Below are 12,406 nucleotides of genomic sequence, written 5' to 3'. Positions count from 1 at the left end.
TGCCTCACCGCATCACCGGCGAACCCCAGCTATGCACTCCGGATCCGGAAGGGCCGGTAATCCTGGACGAGGCCTCGATCCAGCGGGCCCGCGAATCTGCAGGTTACAAGGGGTATGTCACCAACATCGCCCCGGCCGCGATGGACGGCCATGCCGTCGTGGCGGCCTATCACGACCTCTGGAAGGTCGAGCAGTCCTTCCGCATGGCCAAGGCCGACCTGAGGGCGCGCCCGATCTTCCACCGCACCCGCGATGCGATCGAAGCTCACCTCACCGTCGTGTTCGCGGCCCTGGCCGTGGCGCGGCACCTGCAGGACGTCACCGGCATGTCGATCAAGAAGATCGTCACCACCCTGCGGCCGCTGCGCACGGTCACCGTCGCCATTGGCGACCACGAAATGCTCGTCGAACCCACAATCCCGGACGCCGCGCGAGCCGTCATCGACGCGATCAACGCAGGGTGACACTAAAACTTGTGGAAGTCAGGTCTAAATCCGGAAGGGCCCCTTACGTTAGGCGCCTATGACGGATGCTTGGGCCAGGACATCCGCCGGCATTGAACGGTCGAGTCGCCAACGGAAACGGATGGGCTTGTCACCCTCGTACGTTTCGAGTTGGGCCGTGCCAAGCAGGAGGAATGGCGCTGTCCCCACCTCGTCGTCAGGCGCATTGCGCACTGCGAGGAGGATATTCGTTCCATTCTCCCGGTGAGTTATGTAGCGGCGGCCAGTCGGGGACTGCTGGCGAGTGGTTGACTGCGATTCCCAGTCGAACAAGTCCTTCGTCACAGGGATATCCCGATACATCGTAGATTCCTTGAAAGTCTTCTCGTCCTTATGCAGGTTGATAAGGAATAGGTCGGACTGGACATCCGGCGACCACAGCACCCCCTCGCGATGCGTGCCGGGACGGCGGTCCATCGTGGTCCACTTCAGGCCCGATAAGAGCTCCTCCCTCTGGTAGCGAGCATGTGACCGAAGCGGCAGCGATTCGAGCCCATGCCCAAGGGGCAGGGGTAGCATCTCGATGTTGTAGCTAGCGGCTTCCATTAACTCGGGTATTTCGTCGAGGACGCTCGGATAGTTAGCCAGCAATTCTAGAGCGCCGGCGAGAGTAGCGAACTTCTCTCTTGGGAACATGAAGTCGACCAGCATCTGGGCCCACGGGTCGTTCGAGCTAATTGAACCGCCGCTACGCAGCGTCGAGGCCACCCGCGTGTAGTTCTCGATTCGATCTAGATCGTCCACCGTCCGCAAGCGATGCAGTCGCTTGAGTAGTGCGTGCTCGTCCTTGGACGCGGGGGATTGCCCCTTAGCTTTCAGTTGAATCGTGTGCCACGAGCGGTCGGAGCGGTATACGTCATCGACCGTTCGGCCCGATGCTTCGAGGAATGCGGCGAGCCTCTTCTCAACTCCCACTGCGCGAACATCGGCGATCAGAGCCGCTATGCGGGAGTTTTGCGCGGCGCGACGAATGGAATCGAGCACCTCCTTGCGTGCAACTTCGTCCAGGACAATTCGAGACGCACCTGGGAGGTTGGGGTAACCAACCTCGAGGTCGCGGGCGAGCTCTCGCCGAGTCTGTCCGGTCATCAATAGGAAACGACCCGACACATCGAAATCTGCCCGGTGGTGGCCAACAAAATCCAGGACGGTGAGGACCGCCTTCGCTGGTGACCGTCGTAGGCCTCGGCCCAACTGCTGAATGTAGACCGTCGAACTGTTAGTGGGGCGGAGCATGAGCACGACGTCGACTTCGGGAATGTCCACGCCCTCGTTGAACACATCTACGGTGAAGATGCAGTTAATTCGACCGGCCTTAAGATCCTGGATGCCTCGTTCGCGCACATCGCGGGGGGTGTTCGCACTGATAGACATTGCAGGGATGTTGTGGTCGACAAACCACTGCGCCATGTATTCGGAATGTTCGATGGTGACGCAGAATCCCAGAGCGCGCATGGAACGAGGGTCGAGAACCTTCTCGTGAAGTGCCCTGGAGATGAGGACTGCGCGAGCGTCATTTCCGGTGTACAAGTTTGAGAGCTGCGTGGCGTCATATCCGGCAGAGGTCCACTTGATGGAACTGAGATCTGTTTCATCCGCGATTCCGTAATAGTGGAACGGGCACAGTAGGTCTTGGTTGAGAGCGTCCCACAACCGGAGTTCAACCGCGGTCCGCCCTCCGAAGAACTTGCTGACATCAACGCCGTCCGCTCGTTCTGGAGTTGCGGTGAGACCGAGCAATTCGGTGGCCTCGTAACTTTCTAGGAACCGCTGATACGTTGCGGCCTCGGCGTGATGGAACTCATCCACGACAATGACGTCCCACGACTGCGGCAGGAGAGTCTCCGCACCTCGACTTAACGACTGGATGCTGGCAAAGACGTGAGAGTTCCGAAGTGGCCTGTCGCCGCCTACATAGAGTTCGCCAAATGATGGATCATTGAGAACGCTTTGGTATGTGGCAAGAGCTTGAGTAAGGATCTCCTTGCGGTGCGCCACAAACAACAGCGTGGGCCGATGGCCGCCGCTGTCGCAGAGACGGTAGTAGTCCAGGGCGGCCACAACTGTCTTCCCGGTGCCCGTTGCGGCAATGATCAGATTGCGGTGCCGATTGAAGACTTGGCGTTCGACCTCGAGCGCTTCCAGCATGCGTCGCTGATGCGGGTAAGGCGTGAAGTGCGCAATAGTGGTCTCGGGAAGCGGGACTAACTGCAGACTTCCCTCGGCAGTGGAGCTAGGTGGGTGCATACCTCCGGTCGGAGGGGATTCGGACTCGGTTTCGCTCGCAATCGGACCCGCTGTGTGGTGGTCCGTGATGACGTTACTGCCGGGATCAGCAGACGGGTAGGCGGAATGCTCCCGGCGCGTGAAACTCCCCGCGGCACTCAGGGCGGCATCAAGGCGATCTGAGTCCTTGGCGGGGTCGTAAGTCTCGAATTCCTGCGAACTCCAATAAGAATCAAAGACCTTCGAAAACTTCGCAATTTCTTTGCTGCTCGCGGCCTCCGCTAGTCGAACATTCCATTCAAGACCGTCCACCAGGGCTGGCTTCGACAGGTTGGAACTCCCAATGTATGCCGTGTTGAAACCGCTCAATCGATGGAAGAGCCATGCCTTGGCATGGAGGCGTGTAGTCGACACCTCGTAGCTGACTCGAACTTCGGCACCGAAGTCGCGGACGAGTACGTCCAAAGCGCGTCGGTCTGTAGCCCCCATGTAAGTCGTGGTGATGACGCGCAATGGAACTTGGCGGCGCTGTAGTGCGGCCAGTTGATGTTCGATCACGCGTACGCCGGAAAACTTCACGAATGCGCAAAGCAAGTCCACGCGGTCTGCGGAATCCATTTCAAGCGCGAGTTCATTTCCCAGGTTGGGCTCGTCTCGCGCATTCGTGAGGAGGGCTCCCGCCGTCAAGGGATGTGACGGCCGATTGGGTAGCCGGTTGCCGGGTGCAGTGATGGCGTGCAGAAGCTGGGACGTAGTGACTTGCTGATCTTCCTCAAACGAACGGAGCAACTCGCGGGTGATCTCAAGCTGCTCCGAGGCGGTCTTCCCGGAAAGTCTCGCCTGCACCATCTGCTGGACGTGTCGAGAGAGTATGAGCGGTAGGTCGGAGTCGTCCGGCGACGAATAGTGGGGGTCGCCCTGGGTCGCGGAGAGGCGACGAGCGAATGGCGGGGTGACTACAGACTCGTATACACCGAGGGGTAGCGGTTCAGTCACCGTCGGGCCTTGAGTAGGGCTTCGATGGCGGGAAGATCCGGGGCAGCCCAGTCCAGATTTTGTATTGCGGAGAAAGGCTGCCAGACGATTCGGTCGTGGTCCAAACTCTCGGTCGGGTACCGATCGGCTTCGACGAAGTAACAGGCCAGGTCGATGGTGTTACTGCCAACGACAGTGCGGGAGCGGTCTATCAGGCTTCCCACGGTGATGTGGAGACCAAGCTCTTCGAGGATCTCGCGACGAAGCGCTTCTTTAGGAGTCTCGTCCGACTCGACCTTGCCCCCCGGGAACTCCCACTTCCCCCCTGCGGAGCGATCGGCATTACGACGGAACGCTAGGACGCTCTCATCGGTGCTAAATACTGCTCCAACAACGGTAATCGTCTTGGCCATTGAGTCCTCGGTCAGGCGGGTAGGTGTCTTCACGCGTTAGACTATTCCTACCTGACGAGTCTGACGCGAGGCTCCGCTCCAGCCAGAAGTGGCTCGAGAAGCATCGCGGTTGTCCACCGTGGCGTGCGCTCGCCGTTACCCGTCGATCAACCGCTGGAGCATCGTGTGGTGGAGCACGTACTCGTCCGGGTGGGCGGGAGCGTCCTGCTCACCGAAGTGGATACGACGTCGAGTGATCCGCGACAGGATGATGGCCTGCCGCAGGCCCGCGTAGACGTAGTAGAACGGCAGGTCCCGGACCGTGGAACCGGTGAGCTGCTCGTACTGTTCGACGACCTCGCCGTGGTCGAACAGGTCCGGGATGCCGGGGAAGTCGAATGCGACCGCGAGCTCCTGGAACAGGTCGTGGAAGTACAAGAACCAGCCGAGGTCGACCTCGGCCGGCGCGATCGCGGTCATCTCCCAGTCCAGCACGGCCGTCGGGGTGGTGCCCTCGTAGAGGATGTTGCCGATCCGGGCATCGCCCCAGCTCAGTACGTCCGGCCCGGTCTCGGCGGGCCAGTGGGCCTCGATCCAGTCGAAGGCCCGCTCGATCACCGGGATCGTGAGCCCGTCCTCGCGGGTAGTCCACTCGTAGTACGCGCGCTGCTCGTCGACGTGCGCGCGCAGCGAACTCATGCCCGGCGCGGGCGCGAGCGACGACACCAGCTCGGTCGGCCGCGGGATCTGGTGTATCGCCGCCAGCACGGCGACAGACTCGCGCTGGAATTCCCGCCGCCGCTCGGGGTCCATCTCCAGCAACCAGCCGTCGAAGACGTACGGGGGGTTGTCGACCGGCGCGCGCCCGGAGGCTCGGTCCATCACCAGGAACGGCGTGCCAAGGATGGCCGGGTCCTGTTCGAGCCAGCGGACACGGGGGACCGGCAGGTCGGTGTTCTCGCCAACCACCCGCATCACGTCGAACTGCTTGGCCAGGTCGTAGACGGGAAACACCGGGAACGCGTCATCCTGCGGGCACATCCGGGCGACCAGCTGAGCGGATTGCGGCGCGGCTGCTTCCCCTGTTGAGGCCGGGCTGGCCGGGGTCCAGGTGGCGTCGAAGAGGACCGAGATGTTGGACATCCCCGAACTCTCCGGCCTGCTCACCGCCGAGACCTCGACACCTGCGGAGGAATCGACCTCGTCGCGGGCCGCGAGCCAGGCGGTGAGGCGGTCGCGGAACTTGTCCAGGTTGGCCTCGCCCGAGGTCACCCGTTGATGGAGTGGTTCGTCGGAGCGTGCGGTGGTCATGCGATCGTCGTCATGTGGTTCGGACCCTTCGTACGGACCTGATGCGCGGGCGGGGCCCGCGATGAGCATAGTGTGACCCAACGCACAATCCGGGGGATCCGTAATGCGCATCCCCGCAGTCGCCCACGCGGTCTGGGGCGGTGGGCCTCGTCGTCGTCGTGCTTCGCGGTAGTTCCCCGGACCGACAGGGGGTGGGGAGATCGGTGATCCGTCACCGACATGGGCGGATCGGTAGCCTCTGGGCGTGGGCCACCACGGCCCTTAAAGCAACGGTGAACGTAGAAAAAGGTGTGTTGTGTCGGTCCCCTTGAGCATCCTCGACCTGGTCTCCATCTCGGAAGGCTCCACCGCGCGTGAGGGCATCGCCGCCTCGATGGAGTCCGCGCAGCTCGCCGACCGGCTCGGCTACACGCGACTGTGGTTCGCCGAGCACCACAACACCCCCAACCTCGCTTCCAGCGCCACGGCGCTGCTCATCTCCCAGGCCGCGTCGGTGACCGAGCGGATCCGCGTCGGCTCCGGCGGCGTCATGCTGCCCAACCACGCCCCGCTCATGGTGGCCGAGCAGTACGGCACGCTGGCCAACCTCCACGGCGACCGCATCGACCTGGGCCTCGGCCGTGCGCCCGGCACCGACGGGATGACCGCCCAGGCGCTGAGCCGCTCGTCTGCCGAGCCGCAGGCCTTCGCCCGGCACATCTACGACCTGCAGGGCTGGTTCGGCGAGGAGGGCACGGCGCGGAGCACCCCGATCCTGTCGTCGGTCTCGCAGAACACGGAGGTGCCGATCTGGGTGCTCGGCTCCACCGTCAACGGCGCCTCCATCGCCGGGCAGCTGGGACTGCCGTTCTCGCTCGCCTCGCACTTCGCGCCCGACCAGATCGACGACGCCATCCGCGTCTACCGCGACTCGTTCAGCACCGACGCCCCCACCGCTCGCCTCGACAAGCCGCAGGTGATGGCCGGCATCAACGTCATCGTCGCCGACACGGACGAGGAGGCACAGCGGCAGTTCACCACCCTGCAGCAGATGTTCCTCGACCTGCGGGCCGGGCGCAGCCGCAAGATCCAGCCGCCCGTCGACCCGTCGGAGTTCGCAGGCAGCACGCCCGCGATGCTCGAGATCAGCGCAGTCGGCTCGCCCGCGACGGTCAAGGCGCAGCTCGAGGAGTTCGTCGAGCGCACCGACGCCGACGAGCTCATCACCGTCACCTACGCCTACGACCCGGCGGTGCGGAACCGGTCGATCGAGCTGCTCGCCGACCTCTGGTTCTAGTCACGCGTCGCACCCGTGGAGTTCCTCACCATACTGTTCCTCATCGGTATCACCGCCGAGGCGATGACCGGCGCGCTGGCCGCCGGTCGCGAGCGCATGGACCTGTTCGGAGTGGTGATCGTCGCGTGCGTCACCGCCATCGGCGGTGGCTCGATCCGGGACGTCCTGCTGGGCCACTATCCGCTCATCTGGGTGGAGAATCCGTCCTACCTCGCGTTGGTCGCGCTGGCCGCGGTCGTGACCGTGTTCGTCGCCCCGCTCATGCGGCACTTCAGGGTGCTCTTCCTCGGGCTCGACGCACTCGGACTGACCGTCTTCGCGATCTTCGGTGCCCGGATCGCCCTCGAGATGGGGCACGGCGTCCTCATCGCCGTCGCCGCCGCGGTCATCACGGGCGTGTTCGGGGGAGTCATGCGTGACCTGCTGTGCGACCGGGTGCCGCTCGTGTTCCGGCACGAGCTGTATGCCAGTGTCGCCATCCTGGCCGCACTCGTCTACGTGGGCCTCGCGGCTGCGGGCGTCCCGGAGAATTGGGGCGCGGCGGTCACCCTCGTCGTGGGGTTCGGCCTGCGAGTGGCTGCGATCCGCTTCACACTCTCGCTGCCGGTGTTCGACTACCAGGCGATCGAGCACCGTCGACGCGGACGTCGTCGGCATCGCTGGAGCCGGATCTCGTCGGCAGACCTGGACTGACACATCGGGCTCGTCACCGACGGCGGGCCGCCTGCCGCGCGGACGCCCGGTCGACCGGAGGCGCCCGGGCCCCGCCGCTGGTAGAACGGGGCATGGCCATCGACGCACTGGAACCCCACCCGCTCGTCCGACTGCTGGGCAAGCCGTCCGCCGAGTTCACCGCCGCCGACCTCGTCCGGGCCGTCGAGCAGCTGGAGCTGAGCCAGGTCAATCTGCGCTACGTCGGCGGCGACGGCCGGCTCAAAACCCTCGCCTTCCCCATCAACTCGCGCGATCACCTCCACGAGGTGCTCACCCGCGGCGAGCGGGTGGACGGCTCGAGCGTCTTTCCCGGCACCGACACCGAGGCCAGCGACGTCTACATCGTCCCGCGCCACCGCACCGCCTTCCTCAACCCTTTCGGGGAACGCACCTCACTCGACGTGCTCTGCTCGTTCTACGCGCCCGACGGCACGCCGCTGCCCTACGCGCGCGAGCAGGTCGTGCGCCGCGCCGCCGAGGTGTTGACGCGGGAGACCGGCATGACGCTCGAGGCCTTCGGTGAGCTGGAGTACTACCTCGCCGCCGAGCCCGAGCCGATCTACCCCGTCGAGTCCGAACGCGGCTACCAGGAGTCGGCGCCCTTCTCCAAGCACGAGCGGGTCCGCGAGCAGGTGCTGGGACACCTCCGCGAGATGGGGGTCGCGATGAAGTACGTGCACGGTGAGGTCGGCAACATCCTGGAGGACGACCGACAGCTGGTCCAACACGAGATCGAACTCCAGCCCGTCCCCCTGGAGCAGGCCGCCGACGCCATCGTCCTGACCAAGTGGGTGGTGCGTCAGGTCGCCTACGCCCACGGCCTCGAGGCGACCTTCGCCCCGCTGGTGAGCGGCGACGGCGCGGGGAACGGCCTGCACATCCACAGCCGCCTGGTGCGCGACGGCACCAACGTCATCGTCGACGACGGCGGCATCACCGACACCGCGCGCAGACTGATCGCCGGCTACCTCTCGGCCGCCCGGGCACTGTCCGCGTTCGGCAACACCGTCCCCACTTCGTACCTGCGGTTCGCCGAGGGTGACGAGTCGCCCGAGGACATCTGCTGGGGGATGCAGGACCGTACCGGCCTGGTCCGGGTCCCGCTGGCCTGGGGTGGCGACGTGCTGGCCGACATGGTCGCCCACGCCAACCCCGGCAGCTCCGAGCCGATCCCCGAGCCCGCCACGCACCCCCAGACCGTCGAGTTCCGGCTCGGCGACGGCTCAGCCGACGTGCACCTGCTCCTGGCGGGCATGGCCGTGGCGGCCAGGCGCGGGCTCGACGACCCGGGCAGCCTGGAGCAGGCCGAGCGCCTCAACGCCGCCGACGGCGAGGACTTCGAGACCCTGCCCACCTCGTGCGCGGAGTCGGCCGACGTGCTGGAGGCCGAGCGCGAGATGTTCGAGGCCGACGGTGTGTTCCCCGCCGCGCTCATCGACTCGGTGCTGGCGGGGCTACGCGGTGATGACGCCGACGATGACGACGACGACGAGGTGGGCGACTCCGGAAGCGGCGACGCAGACCGGGAGGAGCTCATCCGCCGTCACTGGCACGTCGGCTGAGCCCGCCCGGTCGGCGAGGTGCCGCGGGGGAGCGGGCCTGCCCCCTGCCCGTCCGCTACGACTCGGTCTCGAGCAGTTCGGAGATCAGCGCGCTGACCCGCCGCTTGATCGCGTCACGGATCGGCCGGACGGCCTCGATTCCCTGGCACGCCGGGTCCGCCAGCTCCCAGTCCTCGTACCGCTTGCCGGGGAAGACCGGGCACGCGTCGCCGCAGCCCATGGTGATGACCACGTCGGACGCGCGGACGGCGTCGGTGGTGAGGATCTTCGGCGTGGCCGAGGTGATGTCGACGCCGTCCTCGGCCATCGCCTCGACGGCGACCGGGTTGATCTGATCCTTGGGTGCCGACCCGGCCGACAGGACGTCGATTCGTCCTCCGGCCAGGTGGGACAGGTAGCCGGCGGCCATCTGGGAGCGCCCGGCGTTGTGGACGCAGACGAACAGCACGCGGGGCCTGGAATCGGTCAGCTCGGCGAGCAGGGTGCGGACGCGGCGATCGATGTCGTCGCGGACCAGACGCATCCGCTCCATGCCCTCGATCCCGCGCTCGGAAGGCTCGTCTGTGCGCCAGATTTCGAGCGCGCTGACCTCGTCGTCGTCGTCGATCTCCCCGGCGGCCTCGTCGCCCAGGACGATCACCCGGTCCACCTGTCGCAGCAGGTCGGGGTCGACGGCCGTGGGGGTCTCGCCGGACATGTCGGCGCCGACCTCGGCGACCGCCTCCGCGGACATCGCGTTGACCGCCGAGCCGGGCTTGGTGCCCGCCGAATGGACGGCGACGGCGTCACCGGCGTGCAGGCGCATGAGCGCCGCCGCCATCTGGGACTTGCCGCCATTCTTGACGCACACGAACAGAACGCTGGGGACGTGGTGCGCCTGCTGCTCGGCGGTCATGAGCGGGTCCCGGTCACCGAACGATCGGGCAGGGTCGGGTCGCCCGGGAAGAGTTTCGGTCCGGCCCACAGGGCGACGTAGACGAGCCCGATGAGGACCGGGACCTCGATGAGCGGCCCGACCACGCCCGCGAGGGCCTGGCCGGAGGCGATGCCGAAGGTGCCGATCGACACCGCGATCGCCAGTTCGAAGTTGTTGCCCGACGCGGTGAAGGCCACGCTGGTCGACTTGGCGTAGTTCAGCCCCACCGCCCGTGAGGCGAACAGGCTGATGAGGAACATGAGGACGAAGTACAGCAGGAGGGGCACGGCCATCCGCGCCACGTCGAGCGGCTGGGAGGTGATGGCATCGCCCTGCATGGCGAACAGCAACACGATCGTGAACAGCAGCCCGTAGAGGGCCCACGGGCCGATCCGGGGGAGGAACGTCTCCTCGTACCACTCCCGGCCCTTGGCCCGCTCGCCGAACACTCGGGTGAGGAAGCCGGCCAGTAGCGGGATGCCGAGGAACACCAACACCGAGAGCACGATCGCCCACACCGAGAACTCGGCCGTCGTGGTCTCCAGCCCCAGCCAGGAGGGCAGCAGCTGCAGGTAGAACCAGCCCAGGGCGCCGAACGCCACGACCTGGAACACCGAGTTGATCGCCACCAGCACCGCCGCGGCCTCCCTGTCGCCGCAGGCCAGGTCGTTCCAGATGAACACCATGGCGATGCAGCGGGCCAGGCCCACGATGATCAGCCCGGTACGGAACTCCGGCAGGTCGGGTAGGAAGACCCACGCGAGGGTGAACATGAACGCCGGACCGGCGATCCAGTTGAGGAACAGGGACAGTGTGAGCAGTTTCCGGTCGCCGGTGACCCGGTGGGTCTCGTCGTAACGGACCTTCGCGAGGACCGGGTACATCATCACCAACAGGCCGATGGCGATCGGGACGGAGATCCCGCCGATCTTCACCGAGTCCAGCGCCCGGTCGAGGCCGGGGATGAACCGTCCGAGTAGTAGCCCGACGGCCATCGCCGTGAGGATCCAGAGGGCCAGCCAGCGGTCGAGGAACGACATCTTCTTGGCGACCGGTGCCACGCCGGGACCGGTCATCATGGTGCTCATCCGGGGGAACGTCCTTAGATCGATGATTGTCTATGGGGGAGGCTAGGCTGACATATCGGTGAGTGTCAATGTATCTTCGGGGGCAGGTGAGGTGGACGATGACAACAGTGGAACCCGGCCTGTCGGCGCCGGAGCAGGACGCGTGTTGTTCGATGTCGGCGGGGCCGGTGGACGCTCCCACCGCCGAGCGGATGTCGGCGCGACTCAAGGCGCTCGCGGACCCGATGCGGCTGCGCCTGCTGTCGCACATCGCGGCGCAGGGGTGTGACTCGGTGTGCGCGTGCGACCTGCTCGAGGTGGTCGACATCAGCCAGCCGACGATCAGCCACCATCTCAAGAAGCTCGTCGAGGCCGGGTTGCTGGTCCGCGAGCAGCGCGGCAAGTGGGCGCACTACTCGGTGGTGCGCGAGTCCTTCGACGACCTGCGCAGCTTTCTCGACCTGTCCTGACCGGGCGCGACGACGCGGTGGGGAGCCCGGTGGGTAGCCCGGTAAACAGTCGGTTACCCAGTGCGACCGTAGGGCGTGATGACCGCGGCCCTGTGGTGCTCGCGCATGGCGCGGAAGTGCGCGGAGGAGTCGAGCAGCGAGCGGTTGCCCAGGGTGGTGGCCAGGCGGCCCTCGGCGAGCTCGGTGGCCGGGTGGACGGCGTGTCTGAGCTGGTCGGCGAGGTAGTCCGGCCGCCCGTACACCGACATGTGGCGGGCGGCGTGCGCCGCTGAGGCGTCGATGCCGGCCCAGTTGACGGCCCACCCGGCGTGGCGGAACATCTGGTCGAAGAAGACTCGCTGCGTGCGGCTGTTCCCATCGCGGAACGGGTGCACGAGGGTGAGCTCGGACCAGTGCTCGGCGATGGTGTCGGTGGCCGCGTCGGGGTCGGTGGTGCTCGGCGGTCGGATGGCGATCTGCCGGAAGACCCGGTCGAGCTCGTCGGGCAGGAACTGCGGGCGGGCATGAGGGATGCCGAGGGCGCGGGTGTCGACGGTGCGGAGCTCGCCGGCCCAGTCGAAGATGTCCTGGAGGATGTAGCGGTGGATCGCGCGGAGGTGCTCGAAATCGAATCGACCCTCCAGCGGGCTGAGTTCCAGTTCCACGACCCGGAAGAAGGCCAGGTCGCGCTCGTATTCCGCCAGCTCGGCGGGGTCGGAGATGCCCAGTCGGTTACGCAGAACCCCCGAGGGTTCCTTGTACGGATCTCGGGGGTTCATGGGCGTGAGGGCAGCGTCAGGGAGCGGTGCGCTCACGCACCGCGGCGCGGATCTCGGCGAGAGCCCGGTCGCGGCTGAGGAGCCCGTCGGCGAACCGGCGGGTGATCTCGAGGGCCTCGGGTGAGGGCTCCATGCCGGCCATGCGATGGCCGGCGGCCGCTCCTGCGAGTGCCTGGTCGGTGGTCGGGCGGATGCGGGTGGCCACACAGTCTCCTTGCGTCGACGTGCAGCCGATA

Annotated in this window: 11 protein-coding genes and 2 pseudogenes; 5 read left to right on the top strand and 8 right to left on the bottom strand. The window is 66.0% G+C overall.

Annotated elements, in window-relative coordinates; translation table 11 throughout:
• Nucleotides 1-464: pseudogene (locus tag NR111_RS13785) on the top strand (hypothetical protein); the annotation flags it as partial.
• A gap of 48 nt (nt 465-512) precedes the next feature.
• Here the strand turns inward: NR111_RS13785 and NR111_RS13780 are convergent.
• The 3 genes from NR111_RS13780 to NR111_RS13770 all read right to left on the bottom strand — a co-directional run bounded on the left by NR111_RS13780 (nt 513) and on the right by NR111_RS13770 (nt 5,407).
• Complete coding sequence (locus tag NR111_RS13780; protein WP_374210733.1) at nt 513-3,578, bottom strand: DUF3427 domain-containing protein; 3,066 nt, start codon at nt 3,576-3,578, stop codon at nt 513-515.
• Nucleotides 3,579-3,721: 143 nt separating this feature from the next.
• Nucleotides 3,722-4,150: a (deoxy)nucleoside triphosphate pyrophosphohydrolase gene (locus NR111_RS13775; RefSeq protein ID WP_256821106.1), complete on the bottom strand. Its 429-nt coding sequence runs from the start codon at nt 4,148-4,150 to the stop codon at nt 3,722-3,724.
• A gap of 102 nt (nt 4,151-4,252) precedes the next feature.
• Nucleotides 4,253-5,407 carry a phosphotransferase family protein gene (locus NR111_RS13770; protein WP_256821105.1) on the bottom strand — a complete coding sequence of 385 codons (1,155 nt, stop codon included), beginning with the start codon at nt 5,405-5,407 and terminating at the stop codon, nt 4,253-4,255.
• A 295-nt stretch (nt 5,408-5,702) separates the two neighbouring features.
• On the opposite strand from NR111_RS13770, the gene NR111_RS13765 reads away from it, so the two are divergent.
• The 3 genes from NR111_RS13765 to NR111_RS13755 all read left to right on the top strand — a co-directional run bounded on the left by NR111_RS13765 (nt 5,703) and on the right by NR111_RS13755 (nt 8,959).
• The gene (locus tag NR111_RS13765) at nt 5,703-6,683 is read left to right on the top strand and encodes an LLM class flavin-dependent oxidoreductase (RefSeq protein ID WP_256821104.1); all 981 of its coding nucleotides are present in this window, start codon (nt 5,703-5,705) and stop codon (nt 6,681-6,683) included.
• Between the two features lie 15 nt (nt 6,684-6,698).
• Entirely contained in the window at nt 6,699-7,376 is a 678-nt protein-coding gene (locus NR111_RS13760; RefSeq protein ID WP_256821103.1) for a trimeric intracellular cation channel family protein, read from the top strand.
• Nucleotides 7,377-7,468: 92 nt separating this feature from the next.
• Nucleotides 7,469-8,959, top strand: coding sequence for a glutamine synthetase beta-grasp domain-containing protein (locus tag NR111_RS13755; RefSeq protein WP_256821102.1), 1,491 nt, complete (start codon nt 7,469-7,471; stop codon nt 8,957-8,959).
• A gap of 55 nt (nt 8,960-9,014) precedes the next feature.
• On the opposite strand, the gene NR111_RS13750 is transcribed toward NR111_RS13755, so the two are convergent.
• The 3 genes and pseudogenes from NR111_RS13750 to arsB all read right to left on the bottom strand — a co-directional run bounded on the left by NR111_RS13750 (nt 9,015) and on the right by arsB (nt 10,963).
• Nucleotides 9,015-9,428 (bottom strand): arsenate reductase ArsC, encoded by a 414-nt coding sequence (locus tag NR111_RS13750; RefSeq protein WP_256821112.1) that lies wholly within the window; start codon nt 9,426-9,428, stop codon nt 9,015-9,017.
• 18 nt (nt 9,429-9,446) lie between these two features.
• Nucleotides 9,447-9,854, bottom strand: a pseudogene (locus NR111_RS13745) (low molecular weight phosphatase family protein); the annotation flags it as partial.
• The gene (arsB, locus tag NR111_RS13740; protein WP_069390035.1) at nt 9,851-10,963 is read right to left on the bottom strand and encodes an ACR3 family arsenite efflux transporter; all 1,113 of its coding nucleotides are present in this window, start codon (nt 10,961-10,963) and stop codon (nt 9,851-9,853) included. The gene arsB and the pseudogene NR111_RS13745, both read right to left, overlap by 4 nt.
• A 98-nt stretch (nt 10,964-11,061) precedes the next feature.
• Here arsB and NR111_RS13735 point away from each other — a divergent pair, with 98 nt between their 5' ends.
• The gene (locus NR111_RS13735) at nt 11,062-11,412 is read left to right on the top strand and encodes a helix-turn-helix transcriptional regulator (RefSeq protein WP_069390034.1); all 351 of its coding nucleotides are present in this window, start codon (nt 11,062-11,064) and stop codon (nt 11,410-11,412) included.
• Nucleotides 11,413-11,465: 53 nt separating this feature from the next.
• Here NR111_RS13735 and NR111_RS13730 read toward each other — a convergent pair whose 3' ends face one another.
• Both NR111_RS13730 and NR111_RS13725 read right to left on the bottom strand, forming a co-directional pair.
• Nucleotides 11,466-12,170, bottom strand: coding sequence for a Fic family protein (locus NR111_RS13730; RefSeq protein WP_256821101.1), 705 nt, complete (start codon nt 12,168-12,170; stop codon nt 11,466-11,468).
• Between the two features lie 16 nt (nt 12,171-12,186).
• Nucleotides 12,187-12,375: an antitoxin VbhA family protein gene (locus tag NR111_RS13725; RefSeq protein ID WP_061229775.1), complete on the bottom strand. Its 189-nt coding sequence runs from the start codon at nt 12,373-12,375 to the stop codon at nt 12,187-12,189.
• Nucleotides 12,376-12,406: the final 31 nt, after the last annotated feature.

The sequence above is a fragment of the Dietzia sp. Die43 genome, from assembly GCF_024519835.1.
Taxonomy (GTDB): Bacteria; Actinomycetota; Actinomycetes; order Mycobacteriales; family Mycobacteriaceae; genus Dietzia; species Dietzia kunjamensis.
This window is presented reverse-complemented; position numbering and strand designations above follow the sequence as displayed.

Bases quoted from the DNA above. Each gene is read 5' to 3' on its own strand.
- NR111_RS13780 (WP_374210733.1), bottom strand. From the start codon at position 3,578: ATGGTGCAGGCGAGACTTTCCGGGAAGACCGCCTCGGAGCAGCTTGAG.
- NR111_RS13770 (WP_256821105.1), bottom strand. From the start codon at position 5,407: ATGACCACCGCACGCTCCGACGAACCACTCCATCAACGGGTGACCTCG.
- NR111_RS13755 (WP_256821102.1), top strand. From the start codon at position 7,469: ATGGCCATCGACGCACTGGAACCCCACCCGCTCGTCCGACTGCTGGGC.
- arsB (WP_069390035.1), bottom strand. From the start codon at position 10,963: ATGAGCACCATGATGACCGGTCCCGGCGTGGCACCGGTCGCCAAGAAG.
- NR111_RS13735 (WP_069390034.1), top strand. From the start codon at position 11,062: ATGACAACAGTGGAACCCGGCCTGTCGGCGCCGGAGCAGGACGCGTGT.
- NR111_RS13730 (WP_256821101.1), bottom strand. From the start codon at position 12,170: ATGAACCCCCGAGATCCGTACAAGGAACCCTCGGGGGTTCTGCGTAAC.